This is a genomic window from Mesorhizobium sp. M8A.F.Ca.ET.202.01.1.1, from assembly GCF_004791595.1.
Taxonomy (GTDB): domain Bacteria; phylum Pseudomonadota; class Alphaproteobacteria; order Rhizobiales; family Rhizobiaceae; genus Mesorhizobium.
The window spans coordinates 216,251-234,420 of sequence record NZ_SRUN01000012.1 but is presented as its reverse complement, the minus strand read 5'-3'; the positions used below and the strand labels follow the sequence as shown (position 1 = coordinate 234,420).

The 18,170-nt window shown below is 63.2% G+C and carries 15 protein-coding genes; 8 read left to right on the top strand and 7 right to left on the bottom strand.

All coding sequences use genetic code 11. The features are described 5' to 3' along the window. Nucleotides 1-75: 75 nt before the first annotated feature. The 3 genes from glmS to EN845_RS25020 all read right to left on the bottom strand — a co-directional run bounded on the left by glmS (nucleotide 76) and on the right by EN845_RS25020 (nucleotide 4,347). A complete protein-coding gene (gene glmS, locus EN845_RS25030) occupies nucleotides 76-1,899 on the bottom strand; it encodes a glutamine--fructose-6-phosphate transaminase (isomerizing) (protein WP_127279538.1) in 1,824 nt (607 codons plus the stop codon). A 201-nt stretch (nucleotides 1,900-2,100) separates the two neighbouring features. Beyond that, nucleotides 2,101-3,477: a bifunctional UDP-N-acetylglucosamine diphosphorylase/glucosamine-1-phosphate N-acetyltransferase GlmU gene (gene glmU, locus EN845_RS25025; RefSeq protein WP_127279537.1), complete on the bottom strand. Its 1,377-nt coding sequence runs from the start codon at nucleotides 3,475-3,477 to the stop codon at nucleotides 2,101-2,103. Nucleotides 3,478-3,600: 123 nt separating this feature from the next. Further along, nucleotides 3,601-4,347, bottom strand: coding sequence for a cytochrome c biogenesis CcdA family protein (locus tag EN845_RS25020; RefSeq protein ID WP_127279536.1), 747 nt, complete (start codon nucleotides 4,345-4,347; stop codon nucleotides 3,601-3,603). Between the two features lie 283 nt (nucleotides 4,348-4,630). Here EN845_RS25020 and EN845_RS25015 point away from each other — a divergent pair, with 283 nt between their 5' ends. The 8 genes from EN845_RS25015 (at nucleotide 4,631) to rpmG (ending at nucleotide 13,746) form a co-directional block, all read left to right on the top strand. Next, nucleotides 4,631-5,008, top strand: a complete 378-nt coding sequence (locus EN845_RS25015; RefSeq protein WP_127279535.1) for a hypothetical protein — start codon at nucleotides 4,631-4,633, stop codon at nucleotides 5,006-5,008. A gap of 366 nt (nucleotides 5,009-5,374) precedes the next feature. Continuing rightward, complete coding sequence (topA, locus tag EN845_RS25010; protein ID WP_127280412.1) at nucleotides 5,375-8,011, top strand: type I DNA topoisomerase; 2,637 nt, start codon at nucleotides 5,375-5,377, stop codon at nucleotides 8,009-8,011. Nucleotides 8,012-8,017: 6 nt separating this feature from the next. After that, entirely contained in the window at nucleotides 8,018-10,324 is a 2,307-nt protein-coding gene (gene rnr / locus EN845_RS25005; protein WP_127872588.1) for a ribonuclease R, read from the top strand. After that, nucleotides 10,324-10,758, top strand: a complete 435-nt coding sequence (locus tag EN845_RS25000) for a DUF983 domain-containing protein (RefSeq protein ID WP_135864396.1) — start codon at nucleotides 10,324-10,326, stop codon at nucleotides 10,756-10,758. The genes rnr and EN845_RS25000 overlap by 1 nt, the downstream gene beginning before the upstream one ends. A gap of 73 nt (nucleotides 10,759-10,831) precedes the next feature. After that, on the top strand, nucleotides 10,832-11,572 hold the full coding sequence (locus EN845_RS24995; RefSeq protein WP_127872589.1) for an NUDIX hydrolase: 741 nt from the start codon (nucleotides 10,832-10,834) through the stop codon (nucleotides 11,570-11,572). 102 nt (nucleotides 11,573-11,674) lie between these two features. Further along, nucleotides 11,675-12,853, top strand: a complete 1,179-nt coding sequence (locus tag EN845_RS24990; RefSeq protein ID WP_127872590.1) for an MFS transporter — start codon at nucleotides 11,675-11,677, stop codon at nucleotides 12,851-12,853. Between the two features lie 111 nt (nucleotides 12,854-12,964). Beyond that, the gene (locus tag EN845_RS24985; protein WP_127872591.1) at nucleotides 12,965-13,423 is read left to right on the top strand and encodes a hypothetical protein; all 459 of its coding nucleotides are present in this window, start codon (nucleotides 12,965-12,967) and stop codon (nucleotides 13,421-13,423) included. 155 nt (nucleotides 13,424-13,578) lie between these two features. Continuing rightward, a complete protein-coding gene (gene rpmG, locus EN845_RS24980; protein WP_006201775.1) occupies nucleotides 13,579-13,746 on the top strand; it encodes a 50S ribosomal protein L33 in 168 nt (55 codons plus the stop codon). Nucleotides 13,747-13,850: 104 nt separating this feature from the next. Here rpmG and ugpC read toward each other — a convergent pair whose 3' ends face one another. The 4 genes from ugpC to EN845_RS24960 form a co-directional block, all read right to left on the bottom strand. Beyond that, nucleotides 13,851-14,918, bottom strand: coding sequence for a sn-glycerol-3-phosphate ABC transporter ATP-binding protein UgpC (gene ugpC, locus EN845_RS24975; protein ID WP_127872592.1), 1,068 nt, complete (start codon nucleotides 14,916-14,918; stop codon nucleotides 13,851-13,853). A gap of 3 nt (nucleotides 14,919-14,921) precedes the next feature. Beyond that, nucleotides 14,922-15,770 (bottom strand): carbohydrate ABC transporter permease, encoded by an 849-nt coding sequence (locus EN845_RS24970; protein ID WP_127872593.1) that lies wholly within the window; start codon nucleotides 15,768-15,770, stop codon nucleotides 14,922-14,924. Continuing rightward, the gene (locus EN845_RS24965; protein WP_127872594.1) at nucleotides 15,770-16,693 is read right to left on the bottom strand and encodes a sugar ABC transporter permease; all 924 of its coding nucleotides are present in this window, start codon (nucleotides 16,691-16,693) and stop codon (nucleotides 15,770-15,772) included. Before EN845_RS24965 ends, EN845_RS24970 begins: the two co-directional genes overlap by 1 nt. A gap of 185 nt (nucleotides 16,694-16,878) precedes the next feature. Next, on the bottom strand, nucleotides 16,879-18,156 hold the full coding sequence (locus EN845_RS24960; RefSeq protein ID WP_127872595.1) for a sugar ABC transporter substrate-binding protein: 1,278 nt from the start codon (nucleotides 18,154-18,156) through the stop codon (nucleotides 16,879-16,881). Between the last annotated feature and the right edge of the window lie 14 nt (nucleotides 18,157-18,170).

Below are 18,170 nucleotides of genomic sequence, written 5' to 3'. Positions count from 1 at the left end.
ATTGCGCCGCAACATTAGTGAACCGGAAGACGGTTTGGAACTGCGAAGTTTTTAAAGGCGCCTGTTTAAGAGTGCCTATTCCACCGTCACCGATTTCGCCAGATTGCGCGGCTGATCGACGTCGGTGCCCATGAACACGGCGGCGAAATAGGCGAGCATCTGGATCGGCAGCGCATAGATGATCGGCGAGATGATTTCCGGCACATCCGGCAGCACGATCGTCTCCATCGTCTTCACGCTCACCTGTGCCGCACCTTTGCTGTCCGTGATCAGGATGATCTTGCCACCGCGCGCCGCCACTTCCTGCATGTTGGACACGGTCTTTTCGAAGATGCGGTCGTGCGGCGCAATCACGATCACCGGCATGTTCTCGTCGATCAGCGCGATCGGCCCGTGCTTCAGCTCGCCCGCCGCATAGCCTTCGGCATGGATGTAGGAGATTTCCTTGAGCTTCAGCGCGCCTTCCATGGCCAGCGGGAAATTGGTGTCGCGCCCGAGATAGAGCACGTCCTTGTAGCGCGACAGCTCGCGCGCGATCCGTTCGATCTGCTCTTCGAGCTTCAGCACCTGGTTGGCATAGCGCGGTGCTTCCGAAAGCGCTCGCACCAGCGTCTTCTCTTGCTCCGTCGAGATCGCCCCGCGCGCCACGCCGGCGCGCACGGCAAGCGACGCGAGCACGGACAATTGACAGGTGAAAGCCTTGGTCGAAGCGACGCCGATCTCCGGCCCCGCGAGCGTCGGCAGCACCACGTCGGATTCGCGCGCCATGGTCGATTCCCGCACGTTGACGACGGCGCCGATCTTCATGCCGGCCTTGCGGCAATAGCGCAGCGAGGCCAGCGTATCGGCGGTCTCACCGGACTGCGAGATGAAGAAGGCCGCATCGTTCGCCGACAGCGGCATCTCGCGGTAACGGAATTCCGATGCGACATCGATATCGACCGGGAGTCTCGCATAGCGCTCGAACCAGTATTTACCGACAAGGCCGGCGAGATAGGCAGTGCCACAGGCGGAGATGGCCAAGCGGCCGATCTTGGCGAAATCGAATGGCAGGTCGAGCGGCTTGGACACGCCGGAGACAAAATCGACATAATGCGCCAGCGTGTGCGAGATCACCTCGGGCTGCTCGTGGATTTCCTTCTCCATGAAATGGCGGCGGTTGCCCTTGTCGACCATGAAGCTGGTCGACAGCGACTGCTGGCGCCTGCGGTCGACTTGTCTGCCGTCGATGTCGAAGATGGCGACGCTGTCGCGGCGCACCACCGCCCAGTCGCCGTCTTCGAGATAGGTGATCGAGTTGGTGAACGGAGCGAGCGCGATGGCGTCGGACCCCAAGAACATCTCGCCATCGCCATGGCCGACCGCCAGTGGGGGGCCGTTGCGGGCGCCGACGATCAGGTCCTCGTCGCCCTTGAACATGATGGCCAGCGCAAAAGCGCCTTCCAGCCGCTTCAGCGCCTTGTGCGCGGCCTCGACCGGCTTCAGCCCCTTGGCGAGCTCCCTCGCCACCAGATGCGCAACGACCTCCGTGTCGGTCTGCGACGAGAAGGAATAGCCGTCGCGGATCAACTCGTCGCGCAATTCGGCAAAATTCTCGATGATGCCGTTGTGGACAATAGCGACGCCGTCGGAAAAATGCGGATGCGCATTGGTCTCGTTGGGCACGCCGTGGGTCGCCCAGCGGGTGTGGCCGATACCGATCGTGCCATCGAGCGGCTCGTCCTTGAGCCGGCGTTCGAGGTTGACCAGCTTGCCTTCGGCGCGGCGGCGGCCGAGCACGCCCTTTTCGATGGTGGCGACGCCTGCCGAGTCATAGCCGCGATATTCGAGCCGCTTCAGCGCATCGACGATAAGCGGCGCAACCTGGGAGTGGCCGACGATTCCAACGATACCGCACATGCAGACAGTCCCCGATTGCCCATGGAAAACCAGCGCTATTTAGGGGTGGCCGGCCTGCCGCGAAAGTCACATTGCATTTCGTCCCGTGTAACGGACGCTTCTGCAGGCATGCACCATGACAGCCCGCCCTTGCAATCCGGTTACTGCAATCGCTCGGTTTTTCGATTGCTTCGGCGAGAAAGCAGCCCCGTCGACCAATCGCTAATGGTCGGCGCCAGCCGCCTTTTTCTTCGCCGCCGCTGCGGAGGCAAACCGTTCGCGCAATTCCTTGGCTTTGCCGGGAATCGTCTTCTGGCGGGCACGGCCGAAGGCCAGCGCATCGTCGGGCACGCTTTCTGTGATGACGCTGCCCGAGGCGATATAGCCGCCCTTGCCGATGGTGACCGGCGCCACCAGTGAGGAATTCGAGCCGATGAAGGCGCCCTCGCCGATATCGGTGAAGAATTTCGAATAGCCGTCATAGTTGCAGGTGATGGTGCCGGCGCCGATATTGGCCCCGGCGCCGACGCGGGCATCCCCGATATAGGTCAAATGGTTGACCTTGGCGCCCTCCTCGATAACGGCCTGCTTGACCTCGCAAAAATTGCCGACCTTGGACTTCTGCTTGAGATCGGCGCCCGCCCGCAGCCGTGCGAACGGCCCGACATCGCAATTGGAAGCAATGGTGGCGCCCTCGATATGGCTGAAGGCGTGGATCTTGGCGCCCGAGGCAACCCTCACACCCGGTCCAAACCAGACATTGGGTTCGACGATCGTGTCGGCGCCAATTTCGGTATCGTGCGAGAAATAGACGGTTTCCGGAGCAATCAGCGTCACGCCCGACAGCATCGCCTCATGGCGCCGACGCGCCTGCCAGATGGCTTCGGCTTGCGCCAGTTCGGCGCGGTTGTTGATGCCCAGCGCACTTTCGAAGCTGGCTTCGGTGGCAACGACATCAAGGCCCTGTGCACTGGCGATCTCGACGATATCGGTGAGATAATACTCGCCCTTGGCATTCTTGTTGCCGACGGCGTCGAGCAGTTTGAGCGCGTGCGCGCCGGCCACCGCCATCATGCCGGCATTGCAGAAGCCGATCTTCTTCTCTTCTTCGGAGCAATCCTTTTCCTCGCGGATCGCTATCAGCTTGCCTCCCTTTTCGATCAGCCGGCCATAGCCGGTCGGGCTGGGCGGTCGGAAACCGATGACCACGACAGCGGCACCTTCAGCCAGTTTCAGTCGCGCCACCGTCAGGGCATCCGCATCGATCAGCGGCGTATCACCGAACATGACGAGGACATCGTCATAACCCTTTGATATCGCTTCGCGAGCGGCGAGGACGGCATGCGCCGTGCCAAGGCGTTTGTCCTGAACGAAGGTCTCCGCCTTCGGTGCAAATTTCGCCGCCGCCTTACGCATCTCATCCGCGCCATGCCCGATGACCAGCGCCTGGCCGCTGGCGCCAGCGGCCTCGGCCGCCTTCACCACATGAGCTACCATCGGCAACCCCGCGATCTGGTGCAGCACCTTCGGCAGCGCGCTCTTCATGCGCGTGCCTTCGCCGGCGGCGAGGATGACGGACAGGCAGGTTCTCTGGCTCATGAAGGCAACCATATGAAAAGGGTTGGGAATCAAATCATGCTAGCAGTGGCGCGATGCTGCACCAATGCGGTTAAATTCCGGTGAGATGCAGACGGAAGAGCAACTGACTTCTAATCAGTAGGCTTACCCCAGCCGCCCCAGCAGCGGAAAATTCTCCAGCAGCCAATAAGACACCGCCTGCACGCCGCCGGTGAGGAAAAACACGCCGGCGACGACCAGCAGCGCGCCGATCGCCTTTTCGACGCGGCCGAGATGGACGCGGAATTTGCCGAGGAAGCGCATGAAAGCGCCGGAGAACAGCGCGGCGATCAGGAACGGGATGCCGAGGCCGAGCGAATAGGCGGCGAGCAGCAGCGCGCCCTCGCCCACGGTTTCACGGCCGCCGGCCAGCGTCAGGATCGGTCCCAGCACCGGTCCGATGCAGGGCGTCCAGCCGAAGGCGAAGGCAAGGCCCATGACATAGGCGGCGACGGCGCTGGCCGGCTTGCCCTGCGACTGGAAGCGCGCCTCGCGCGACAACAAGGGGATGCGCAGGATGCCCAGAAAATTCAGGCCCATCAGGATGATCAGCACCCCGGCGCCCATCGCCAGCGGCTCCTGCCAGACGCGCAGCAGCCGGCCGATGGTCGAGGCGCCGGCGCCGAGCGCGACGAACACGGTCGAAAAGCCGAGCACGAAGGCGATCGAGGAGTAGAGCAGCGCGCCGCGTGCGCCCTGACTTGCGGTCGCGCCCGCATTGCCGCGGAAATCGTCGACCGATATGCCGGCCATGTAGCAGAGATAGGGCGGCACCAGCGGCAGCACGCATGGCGACAGGAACGAGATGGCCCCCGCCCCGACCGCGCTGACATAGCCGATGTCCAATGCCATTCCAAAGCTCCTACTGTTCCGGCGCCGATATAGCGACGCGCCGACCTGTGCGCCAATCACCAATGTGTGGCAACCGGTCGCCGTTCGGGCAATCGCACTCGCCCCGAATTCAGCTGCGCCACCCATCTTAGTACGACCGAACCGAGAGAATTGTTACGGGCAACGAGGCCCGCCAGCTGCCAATGTCCTCAAGCCTCTCGGGAAGAAAACCCGACCGGCAGGCGTTGACACGACGAGGCCGCGATTTCCCGCGCACCTCCACATATTAGCCAGGGAGATTTCCATGAAGACCATAACTGTAGGGCTAGCCGCGCTTTTGCTCAGCACCGTCGCATCCCTCGCCGCCGATGCGTGGAAGGAAGCCAATGTCGGAGGCACCAAGATCTACACCAACGCCAAGGGCATGACGCTTTATACCTACGACAAGGATGAGAAGGGCAAGTCGAACTGCGACGACAAATGCGCCGCCAACTGGCCACCGTTGAAGGCCGAAGCCGGCGCGAAGGCCTCCGAAGGATGGACGATCGTCAAGCGCACCGACGGCACCAAGATGTGGGCCTATGACGGCAAGCCGGTCTACACCTTCATCAAGGACAAGAAAGCCGGAGATGTGGGCGGCGATGGCGTCGCCGGCGTCTGGCACATCGCCAAAGCCGACTGAACCCCTCAACGCCATATCCTGCCCGCTGGGGGACATGGGTTGGTCGCCGGCATCCTTGCCCGATCCGGCGATTGGCTTTTTTGTGAACCATGGCGCGCCCCGGTCCGGCATTCCGGCGGATCTTTCCTCGACTCACCGAAAAATGAACCGGGTCATCTTTCGAGACTGGTGACGATCATCCAGCCTGACCGAAATTCTGTGATTTCTCCATACACTCTTAGAGTGTATTGCTGGCGGCACCCGCGCAATTTGGCCCCTTCCCCTTGACCGGATGCAAAAGCGCGGCCATGTGAGCGACGAACAGAACCGAGATTTCGTCGCGCGCAGCGGAATTCTTCTGCCGCATCACAGCTGATATGAGACCTCATGGACGTCGTCGTCGTCGAATCGCCGGCCAAGGCGAAGACAATCAACAAATACCTCGGCAGGAACTACAAGGTTCTTGCCTCGTTCGGCCACGTCCGCGATTTGCCGGCCAAGGATGGCTCGGTGCGCCCGGATGAGGATTTCGCGATGTCCTGGGCGGTCGACACCGCCTCGGGCAAGCGCCTTACCGACATCGCCAATGCGGTCAAGGATGCCGACGGCCTGATCCTCGCCACCGACCCGGATCGCGAAGGCGAGGCTATCTCCTGGCATGTGCTGGAGGTGCTCAAGCAGAAGCGCGCGCTGAAGGACAAGCCCGTCAGCCGCGTCGTCTTCAACGCCATCACCAAGGCGTCGGTGCTGGAGGCGATGGCCAATCCGCGCCAGATCGATGCGCCTCTCGTCGATGCCTATCTCGCCCGCCGGGCGCTGGACTATCTCGTCGGCTTCACGCTGTCGCCGGTGCTGTGGCGCAAATTGCCGGGCGCCCGCTCCGCCGGCCGCGTCCAGTCGGTGGCGCTGCGCCTGGTCTGCGACCGCGAATCCGAAATCGAACGCTTCATCCGCGAGGAATATTGGCAGATCGCTGCCATCCTCGGCACACCGCGCAACGAGACCTTCGAAGCCCGCCTGACCGCATTCGAGCGCAAGAAGCTGCAAAAGCTCGACATTGCCAACAAGGCGCAGGCCGACGACATCAAGGCGATGCTCGAGGGTGCGACCTTCAAGGCGCTGTCCGTCGAAGCCAAGCCGACGAAGCGCAACCCCGGCCCGCCCTTCACCACCTCGACGTTGCAACAGGCCGCCTCGTCGGGCCTCGGCTTCTCGGCCACGCGCACCATGCAGGTGGCGCAGCGGCTCTACGAAGGCATGGACATTGGCGGCGAGACTGCTGGCCTCATCACCTATATGCGAACCGACGGCGTGCAGATGGCCCCCGAGGCGATCGACGCCGCTCGTGACGCCATCGCCAAGGAATTCGGCCCGAAATACCTGCCGGAAAAGCCGCGCCAATACACCGCCAAGGCCAAGAACGCCCAGGAAGCGCACGAAGCGATCCGGCCGACGGATTTCATGCGCACCCCGGCGTCGGTCCGGCAATATCTCGATGCCGACCAGATGCGGCTCTATGAGCTGATCTGGAAGCGCGCCATCGCCAGCCAGATGCAGCCGGCCGAGATCGAGCGCACCACCGTCGAAATCGAGGCGCTGAACGGCGCCCGCACCGCCGAGCTTCGCGCCGTCGGTTCGGTCGTCCGCTTCGATGGCTTCATCGCCGCTTACACGGACCAGAAGGACGACGACGCGGAGGACGAGGAAAACCGCCGTCTGCCCGAAATCCGGGCCGGCGAGCAGCTTGCCCGCCGCGCAATCAATGCCACCCAGCACACCACCGAGCCGCCGCCGCGCTACTCCGAGGCGTCGCTGATCAAGAAGCTGGAAGAACTCGGCATCGGCCGTCCCTCTACCTACACGGCGATCCTGAAGACGCTCGAGGACCGTGACTATGTCACGATCGACAAGCGCCGGCTGGTGCCGCAGGCCAAGGGCCGCCTGCTGTCGGCCTTCCTCGAAAGCTTCTTCGAGCGCTATGTCGAATACGACTTCACCGCCTCGCTGGAGGAAAAGCTCGACGAGATTTCCGACGGCAAGCTCGCCTGGAAGGACGTGCTGCGGGACTTCTGGAAGGATTTTTCCGGTGCCGTCGCCGACATCAAGGAGCTGCGCGTCACCGACGTGCTCGATGCGCTGAACGAAGAACTGGCGCCGCTGGTTTTCCCTGCCCGCGAGGACGGCTCCAATCCGCGTATCTGCCCGAAATGCGGCACCGGCAATCTGTCGCTGAAGCTCGGCAAGTTCGGCGCCTTCGTCGGCTGCTCGAACTATCCCGAATGCTCCTTCACCCGCCAGCTCGGCGACGCCGCCAATCCCAATGGCGAGAACGGCGGTGGCGAGGACGGCACCAAGCTGCTTGGCAAGGATCCTTACACGGCCGAGGAAATCACGCTGCGCTCGGGCCGCTTCGGCCCCTACATCCAGCGCGGTGACGGCAAGGAAGCCAAGCGATCGAGCCTGCCCAAGGGCTGGACGCCTGAATCCATAGATCACGAGAAGGCGCTCGCCTTGCTGGCGCTGCCGCGCGACGTGGGGCAGCATCCGGAAAGCGGCAAGATGATCTCGGCCGGTCTTGGCCGCTACGGCCCATTCGTGCTGCACGATGGCACCTACGCCAATCTCGACAGCATAGAGGACGTGTTCTCGATCGGCCTCAACCGCGCGGTCACCGTGATTGCCGAGAAGCAGTCGAAGGGCAAGGGCGGCCGCAACGGCGGCACGCCGGCAGCCCTGAAGGAGCTTGGCGACCATCCGGACGGCGGCGGCAAGATCGTCGTGCGCGACGGCAAATACGGCCCTTATGTCAATTTCGGCAAGGTCAACGCCACGCTGCCCAAGGGCAAGGATCCGCAATCGGTGACCGTCGAGGATGCGCTGGCGCTGATTGCCGAGAAGGAAGCCAAGGGCGGCGGTGGCAAGAAGCCGTTCCGCAAGGCGGCCGCGGCCAAGGCCCCCACAGCCAAGAAAACCACGACCAAGAAGGCAGCCGCCAAGAAGCCGGCCGCGAAGAAAAAAGGATAGGACGGCGTGGCGCGCAGGATCACCGGAAGAAGCCACGGCGATCCGCGCACCGCCGACACCAGGGCCAAGGTCAAGGACGATTACCGGCCCTCGCGCGATGAAATCCTGCGCTACATCGCCGAAAACCCCGATCGTGCCGGAAAGCGCGATATCGCGAAGGCGTTCGCGCTGCGCGGCGACGACCGAATCTGGCTAAAGGATCTTCTGCGCGACCTGCAGGACGAAGGCGTTCTGACCAAGGAACGCAAGCGGCTGGCCCGCGTCGGCGCCCTGCCCCATGTCGCAGTGCTCGACATCTTTGGCCGCGATGGCGACGGGGTCTTGCTGGCGCATCCGGCCGAGGCGGTCGGCCCGGGCGAACCTCCCGTGGTCTCGATCCGTGTTTCGCGCGGGGGGAACGGACCGGCGCCGGGCATCGGCGACCGTGTGCTGGCCAAGACCTTCCCGACCGACGATCCGTCAAGGCCTGCCTATACCGGCCGGGTGATGAAGATCTTCGAGAAGCGCACGGATGCCGTCCTCGGTGTCTTTCGCGTGCTTCAGGACGGCAGCTTCCGCATCGAGCCGGTGGAACGGCGCCAGCCCGAGCTGATCGTCGACAAGGAATTCCAGAACGGCGCCAAAAACGGCGACCTTGTCGAGGTCGAGCCCGCGCGAGCCTCGCGTTATGGGCTGCCGAGAGCCAAGGTGCTCAACGTGCTGGGTTCGCTGACGAGCGAAAAGGCGGTCTCGATGATCGCCATCCACGCGCACGACATTCCGCATATCTTCCCGGCCGAGGTGATAGCCGAATCCGAAGCCGTCAAGCCGGCGACGCTTGCCCATCGCGAGGACTGGCGCGACCTGCCCCTGGTGACCATCGATCCGGCTGATGCCAAGGACCATGACGACGCCGTCTTCGCCACCCCTGACCTCGACGAGAGAAATCTCGGCGGCTTTATCGCCACCGTCGCGATCGCCGATGTCGCCGCCTATGTCCGCTACGGCACGGCGCTCGACCGCGAGGCCCTGAAGCGTGGCAATTCGGTTTATTTCCCGGATTGCGTCGTGCCGATGCTGCCCGAGCGCATCTCCAACGATCTCTGCTCGCTGCGCGAGGGCCAGGATCGCCCGGCGCTAGCGGTGCGCATGACCTTCTCCGCCGATGGCCGCAAGATCAGGCATTCCTTTCACCGCGTCATGATGAAGTCGGCGGCCAAGCTCGCCTACAGCCAAGCCCAGGCGGCGATCGACGGCGTGCCGGACGACAAGACCGGCCCGATCCTCGACACGGTGCTGAGGCCGTTGTGGGACGCCTACGCGATCCTCAAGCGCGGCCGCGACAGCCGCCAGCCGCTCGAACTCGAGCTGCCGGAGCGCAAGATCCTGCTCAAACCGGATGGCACGGTCGACCGCGTCATCGTGCCGGAGCGGCTCGACGCCCACAAGCTGATCGAAGAGTTCATGATCCAGGCCAATGTCGCCGCGGCCGAAACGCTGGAGGGCAAAAAGCAGGCGCTGGTCTACCGCATTCACGACGCGCCGTCGCTGGCCAAGCAGGAATCGCTGCGCGAATTCCTGCAGACGCTTAGCCTGTCGCTGGCACGCGGCGCCCAGATGCGGCCCAGCCAGTTCAACGGCATTCTGGACCGCGTACGCGGCGCCGACAATGAGGCGCTGGTCAACGAAGTGGTGCTGCGCTCGCAGAGCCAGGCCGAATATTCACCCAAGAACATCGGCCATTTCGGCCTCAACCTCAGGCGCTACGCGCATTTCACCTCGCCGATCCGCCGCTACGCCGACCTGATCGTCCATCGCGGGCTTATTGCCGCACTGGGTCTTGGCCCCGGAGGATTGACGCAAGATGAGGAGGCGCGCCTTGAAGACGTTGCGGTGCTGATCTCCGGCACGGAGCGGCGCGCAATGTCTGCCGAGCGCGACACGGTCGACCGGCTGATCTCCGCCTATCTCGCAGAGCGCATCGACGACCGCTTCGATGCCCGCATCTCCGGCGTCACCAAATCAGGACTTTTTGTCCAATTGCCGCAGTATGGCGCCGATGGTTTCATCCCGGTGTCAACTCTGGGCGGCGATTACTATATATACGACGAAACGGCCCGCTCGCTGTTCGGAGAACGCTCGGGCAAAGGCTACCAACTGGCGGACCGCGTCGAGGTCCGGCTCGTCGAGGTGGCGCCAATGGCCGGCGCGATGCGCTTCGAGATGTTGACCGACCCAAAGCCCCTGCCAGGCTCCAGCAGGTCGTTTCACAAGGCTAAGGGCCGCGCCCGTGCGTCGCAATCGCGACCGGGGTCGCGCGGCAGGAGACGATGATGGAACAACAGGTTTTTGGCGGCGAACATCACTCGGGCCGGATTGCCCGCCCATTGTGGACGGCGATGAAGCGGGGGCTCTTGGGCCGCTGCCCGAATTGCGGCGAAGGCAAGCTGTTCCGCGGCTTCACCAAGACCGTCGAAACCTGCAGCGTCTGCGGCGAGGAGATTCATCACCATCGCGCCGACGATTTGCCCGCCTATCTCGTCATCGTCATCGTCGGCCACATCGTGCTCGGCGCCTTCATGGGTGTCGAGGCGACCTCGACGCTCTCCACCTGGCAACACATCCTCATCTGGGTGCCCTTGACCATCCTTCTCTCGATCGCGTTGCTGCAGCCTGTCAAAGGCGCCGTCATCGGATTGCAATGGGCGTTCTATATGCACGGATTTGGTGGCGAAAAGGATGTGATCGAGCCGCATCCCGGGGCCTGAGGTGTTGGCTGGCGCAACATGCCAATCGTTAAGGCCACTTTCGCATGCAAGAAGTTTCCGCTAGGTCCCGCGCATGGAAGCTATGACCAAGGCGGACGTCGACAAGATCGACAAGGGCCTGGCCGTGCATGACGGCCGGCCCCTGCGTCCGCGTGATGCCGCGACGCTCATCCTGCTCGACCGCCAAGGCGACGACGTCCTGGTGCTGATGGGACGTCGCCACGCCGCGCACGCCTTCATGCCAGGGAAATTCGTTTTCCCGGGCGGCCGCACCGACCCTGCCGACAGCCGCATCCCGACGGCGACCGCCCTTAACCAGCACGAAGAAGCCAAGCTGACGGCCGGCCCCGGCCGCACCAGCCACGCCCGAGCCCGTGCCATCGCTTTGTCGGCGGTCCGCGAAACCTATGAGGAAGCCGGCCTGCTGATCGGCCGCAAGGGCGCCTTTGCGACGACCAGGCGCGACTGGCAGGGTTTCGTCGAACATGGCGTGGCACCGTCGCTGGAGGCGTTGCGCTTCGTCGCGCGCGCCATCACACCGCCGAACCGGGTGCGCCGATTCGACACCCGCTTCTTCAGCGCCTGGCGTGGCGACGTCGCCATCGAATTGCCCGATGGCGGCCCGACCAACGAGCTGGAGGAACTGGTCTGGCTGCCGCTCGCCAAGGCCAAGCAGGCTGATATACCCGACATCACCCGAATGATCCTGGACGAGTTGGAAAGGCGGCTCGCCCACGATCCGCTGCTGCGTCCGGGTGGCCCCGTCCCCTTCTACCGGCTTGTCCGCAACCGCTTCACCCGCGAACTTCTCTAGAGCAATTCCAGGAAAAGTGTGACCCGGTTTTCCCGGGACAAGAGCGAAGCACTTGCCCTTGGGAATTGCGTAAGATCAAACAGACAGAGTATTCAGCATCTCATGACGGTCGATACCCAACCACAGGGCGACGAACGCGTACACTGGCTGCCGATGGTGGCGGCGATCTCGTCGATCAGCGTCGTCGGCATTGCCATCGGCCTCGGCATGCCGCTGCTCAGCGTCATCCTGGAAACACGCGGCCATTCGGCCTCGATGATCGGCCTCAACACGGCCGTCGCCGGCCTGGCTTCGATCGCCGGGGCGCCGCTCGCCACGCCGCTCGCCATGCGCTTTGGCGTCGCCTGGACCATGATCGCCATGATTGCTACCGGCGCGCTGGCTTTCGTCGGTTTCCATTTCGCGCCTGATTTCTGGATGTGGTTTCCGCTGCGCGTCGTGCTGCACATCGCGCTGACGGTGCTGTTCATCCTGTCGGAATTCTGGATCAGCACATCAGCACCGCCGCACCGGCGCGGCCTTGTGCTTGGCATCTACGCCACCGTCCTGTCGCTCGGCTTTGCCGCAGGGCCGTGGCTGTTCGCCCATCTCGGCAGTTCCGGCTTCAGGCCGTTTGGCGTCATCATCGCCCTGGTGACGCTCGCCGCCATACCGGTTCTGGCCGCCCGCAACGAAAGCCCTACCATCGTGGCGGAGAGCGAGACCAGCCACTTCCTGCGCTACATCTGGCTGGTGCCGACCGCGACTTTCGCCGTGCTGGTGTTCGGCGCGGTCGAGACCGGCGGCTTCGCACTGTTCCCGGTCTATGGCAACCGCATCGGATATTCCGAGGCCGACGCGGCGTTGCTGCTGACCATGATCGGCCTTGGCAATGTGCTGTTGCAGATCCCGATCGGCATGATCAGCGACCGCGTCTCGGACCGGCGCTATCTGCTGCTCGCTTGTGCCACGGTTGGTCTCGTCGGCACGATATTCATGCCGTTCTTTGCCGCGAACTGGCATTTGATGGCAGCGCTTCTCTTCGTGTGGGGCGGTGTCGTTGCTGCCATGTACACGATCGGTCTTGCCCATCTCGGATCGCAGCTCTCCGGCCACGAACTGGCGTCGGCCAATGCTGCTTTCGTGCTGTGCTATGGCGTCGGGATGGTGCTTGGGCCGCAAGCGATCGGCATCGGCATGGACAGTTTCGGGCCTTCCGGCTTCGGCTGGTCGCTCGGCCTTTTCTTCGGCGCCTACATCGCCCTGGTCTGCTTCAGGCTCGTTCGCAAGATCCTGCTGTAGAGCCCAACCCGTCGCTTATCGGCACCGCCCAGCGACAGGCTGCTGACAGAACCGTGTCAGCAGCCACCGGTTAAAAGGGTGTCCTAAAACACCTGAACCGAGGACACTCCGATGATCGACAGCGGCTTTGAAACCACTTCGCTGCGAATGACCCTCCTGCTGCTCGTCAGCTTCCAGGCTCCGGCTGCCGACGTCGACCGCATCATGGACGCGGTTGTGGCGATCGCACCGCTTGCCATGGGCAAGCATGACCGCAATGCCTATCAGTCGGCGCACGGCATCGAGCGCTACAGGCCGCTTGAAGGGGCAGCGGCCGGCGCCGAAACCGAATTGCGCCGCCGTCCGGGCACGGTCGAGGTTTCCTTCGAATTACCCGACGACCAGGCGCTGGCGGCCCGCGTCGTCGAGGCGATTTTCCAGGCCCATTCCTATCAGGAGCCGGTGATCCGCATCCAGCCGATCCTTGCCAGCCGCTCCAAGGGGCTGGACGACCGCGCCAATCCGAATCGCTGGTGGAACACGACCGGAGACTGGAAGAAGGTCGCGGTATCAGAGGCGCAAACCGTCTGATTTATGCATACCGGGCAGCTTGAGCGGGCCACATCGGGTCCGCCGGGCTTGACTTTCCAGGCACGTTCTTTATGTGTCGCGCCAAGTTTCCCGCGTCCGGGTGTTTTCCCCGTGCTCCAGCGGCCAAAACTCCACGAACATAACGGACTGAGATCATGGCCAAAGCCGCAAACATCAAGATCAAGCTTCTGTCGACCGCCGACACCGGTTTCTTCTACGTCACCAGCAAGAACAGCCGTACCAAGACCGACAAGCTGTCGTTCCGCAAGTACGACCCGGTCGCCAAGAAGCACGTCGAATTCAAGGAAACCAAGATCAAGTAATCTGGGTTTTCCCTCTGGAATGCAAAAACGCCGCCCGATGGGCGGCGTTTTTGTTTGCAAGGCGGAAGGCTACGGCTGGGTGCGCTCAGCCCGGCTGAATTCATTCAGCCGATACGGTCGCCGCTTTCCCTGTCAAACAGATGCAGCGACGCCGGATCGGCCGCCAGCCGCACGACGTCGCCGGGTTTCACGCCCGCGCGGCCCATGGCAAAGACGCAAAGTTGCTGGCCGGCCAGCTTGAGATAGAACTGCGTCGACAGGCCGAGCGGCTCCACCACACCGACTTCGCCTTGCAGCGCACCGTCATCGGCCAGCCTTATATGCTCGGGCCGCAGGCCGACGGTGATGACGTCGCCATCCCCGAGCGGCAATCCGTCCGGCAGCCGAAGCTTCTGGCCATCGGACAATACGGCGTCCATCTTGCCGCCCTTCTCCACCACCGCCGGCAGGAAATTCATGCCCGGCGAGCCGATGAAGCCGGCGACGAACATGTTGGCCGGCCGGTCATAGAGATCGAGCGGCGCGCCGACCTGCTGGATCAGCCCGTCATGCATGACGACGATGCGGTCGGCCATGGTCATCGCCTCGATCTGGTCGTGGGTGACGTAGACCGAAGTGGTCTTCAATTGCTGGTGCAGGGCCTTGATCTCGGCGCGCATGTGGACGCGCAGCTTGGCGTCGAGGTTCGACAGCGGCTCGTCGAAGAGAAAAACCTTGGGATCGCGCACGATGGCGCGGCCCATGGCGACACGCTGCCGCTGGCCACCTGACAATTGCCTGGGCAGGCGTTGCAGGAACGTATCCAGCCCCAGCCGCTTGGCAGCACCATCGACGCGAGCATCGATCGCCGGCTTCTCGGCCTTTCGCAACATCAGGCTGAAGCCCATGTTCTTCGATACGTCCATATGCGGATAGAGCGCATAGGACTGGAACACCATGGCGATGTCGCGATCCTTCGGCGCGACATCGTTGACCAGCCGCTCGCCGATGCGGATTTCGCCGCCGGAGGCCTCCTCCAGCCCGGCGATCATGCGCAAAAGCGTGGACTTGCCGCAGCCGGACGGTCCGACCAGCACGACGAACTCGCCGTCGGCGATCTCGAGATCGACCGCATGCAGGACGCGCACGGCGCCGTAATCCTTGCGAACCTTTTCGAGCGTGACAGAGGCCATCGATCATCCTTTGACGGCGCCGGCGGTCAGGCCGGTGACGAGATAGCGTTGCAGGAAGGCGAAGAAGATGCAGACCGGGATCAGCGCCAGGATCGACGCCGCCATCATCTGCCCCCAGTCGACGGCAAACTTGCCGATGAAGGTGAGCAGGCCGACGGCGAAGGTCTTCTGGTCGTCGCTGGAAATCAGCATCAGCGCGAACAGAAGCTCGCTCCATGCCGCGGTGAAGACGAAGCCCAGTGTCGCGCCCATGCCTGGCAGGGTCAGCGGCACGATCACCCGGCGCATTGCCTGCGCACGCGTGCAGCCGTCGATCATCGCCGCCTCTTCGAGGTCCTTCGGGATGCCGTCGAAGAAGGACTGCATCAGGAAGGTGGCGAAGGCAGTGTTGAAGGCGGTGTAGATGATGATCAGCCCGGTCAGACTGTTGATCAGGCCGATCTGGCCCATCACGCGGTAGATCGGCGGAATGACCATCACCAGCGGAAAGGTCTGGGTCAAAAGCAGCATCAGCGCCAGCGCCGCCTTGCCGCGAAAGGTGAAGCGCGACATGGCGTAGCCGGCAAGAGTGGCGATCACCGTCACCAGGGCAGCCGTCGACACCGAGACGATGACGCTGTTGAGGAAATAGCGCGGGAAATCGGTGGCTTCGAGCACGGTGATGAAGTTCTGTAGCGTCATGTGCGACGGCCAGAAGGTGATGCCTTCGGAATAGAGAAGCCGCTCCGGCGTGACCGAGATCTTCAGCGTCCAGTAGATCGGGAACAGTGCGAAGACCACATAGGCCGCGATTGCCGCGTAGAGACCGACGCCGCCGAAAAACCGTTGTGAAGCAGAGCGTCCCGCGATCATCAGACGTGCCTCACAAGCGAGCGGCGGATGGCGATCAGCGCAATCGCATAGGCGATAAGCAGGACGAGCAGCAGCACGGCCACAGCCGAGGCATAGCCCTTGTCCAGCGACTTGAAGGCGCTGACATAGATGTAGACCGGCACCGTGTTGGTCGAGCCGGCCGGCCCGCCCTCGGTCATGACGAAGATCAGGTCGGCGAAGGTGGCGATCCAGATCGTGCGCAGCATCACCGTGATGGCTATGGTCGGCGCCAGGAACGGCAGCGTCACCTTGGTGAAGCGTTGCCAGGGCGAAGCGCCGTCGATCGCCGCTGCCTCATGCAGCTCCGAGGGAATCGACTTCAGCGCCGCCAGCAGCGTGATGGCGAAGAACGGAATGCCGAACCAGACATTGGCGACGATCGGCCCCCACATGGCGGTGGCCGGATCGGAAAGCACGTTGGTCGGCTCGGCTTTCAGCCCCAAGGCGAACAGCCAGTGCGGCAGCGGACCGATGATCGGGTTGAACAGCCAGGCCCAGGTCAGGCCCGACAGGAAGGACGGCACCGCCCAGGGCAGGAAGACCAGCGCCTGCACCGCCTTGCGGCCTGGGAACGGCTTGTCGAGCAGCAGCGCCAGGCCAAGGCCGAGGAAGAATTGGAAGAACAGGCTGGCGACCGTCCACCACAGCGTGTTGACCAGCGCCTGCCCCAGCACCTGGTCCGAAAACATCGCCTGATACTGCCCGAGCCCGACATATTCCGACTTGAAGGCGGAGAACTTGCGGAAGGAATAGCTGATGCCGATGACCAGCGGCACGAGCAGCACCACGACCAGCAGGATGATCGCCGGGCTGAGATAGAGCCAGGGCTCGATGGCAGCGTGTGTGAGCCACTTACGTCGCGGCTTGCCGACAGATCGTATTTCGGACACGGCATAGGTCATTGGCTGTGGAACGTCCTTTGGGAGCGCGGCGTTGGCGACAAGCGTCCTTCTCCCCGTTCAACGGGGAGAAGATGCCGGCAGGCAGATCACGGGCGGCGCCAGCTTCTGAGAACTCAGCGCTGCCCCTCATCTGGCCCTGTCGGGCCACCTTCTCCCCGTGAACGGGGAGAAGGAAAAGCCTGCGCTTACTTCTTGTTCTTCGCCAGCCAGTCCTGCTGCTCCTTGGTCAGGAAGGCAGCCCACTGGTCGGCGACGTCCTTGGCCGTCTTCTGGCCAAGCAGCACTTCCTGGAAGTTCTTGATCGCCACCTGGTCGACGAAGTTGCCAAGGTTTTCGAGGTGCGTCGGCGGCGTCACCATCTCATATTTGGCGCCGTCGCTGAGCTCGGTGAACCAGCCCTTGAACTGCTCGGTCTTGAAGTGGGCGTCCTGGTCGGCGCCCTTGTGGATCGGGATGACGCCGACTTCCTTGGCCCATTCCAGATTGTCCTTCGGCGAGAGCAGCGTCGCCATCAACTTCCAGGCATCATCCTTGTGCTGCGAGTTGGCGAACATCGCCCAGCCGGCATAGCCCAGCGTCGGATAGGACTTGCCGCTCGGCCCGGTCGGCATCGGCGCCACGGCAAAGTCGTCGGCGCTCATCTTGTCGGCGATGCCGAGCAGCGCGTCCGGATCCTGGTTGAGCATGGCGCAAGTGCCGGAATAGAAGCCGGTCACCGTTTCGTTGAAACCCCAGCTCACGGCATCCTTCGGCGCCAGGCCGTTCTTGTACATGTCGGCCAGCATCTGCAGGCCCTTGACCGAGCCTTCGTCGTTGATGGTCGAGGTGCCGTCCTCGTTGAAATAGCCACCCTTGCCGGCGGCGATGTTCATGAACATGTGCATGCCGTTGAAGGCGCCCGGCCCGCCGCGCAGGCAGTAGCCGTATTTGCCGGGAATGGCCGAGATTTTCTTGGAATCGGCGACGAATTCGTCAAGCGTCGCCGGCGGACCGTCGAGGCCGGCTTGCTTGAACAGCTTCTTGTTCCAGAACAGCGCGTTCACATAGTAGCCGTAGGGGATCATGAACTGGGTGTTGTTGACCGTCGAGCCGAACTGCTTGGCGCGGTCGCCGAGCGTCTTGGCGTCGTCCCACTTGGCCATATAGGGGCCGAGATCCTCGAGCTGAGCGTTGTTGGCGTAAAGCCCCATCCAGCGTTCCGGCATCTCGACCACATCGGGCGTATCGCCGGCCTGCACCATGGTCAGGAATTTTTCAAACGCCTGCCCCCAGGGCAGCGAGACCAGCTCGACCTTGACGCCCGGATTGGCCGCCTCGAACTCGGCAATCTGCTTTTTCAGGAACTCCGTGCGCGGCGGGCTGGTGATGACCTCGACCATTTTCAGGGTCGAATCGGCGAGCGCGCCCCCGGCGGAAATTGCCAGCCCCGCGACGGTGGCAAGCATGACGGTCAGTTTTTTCATGTTCAAGACTCCCA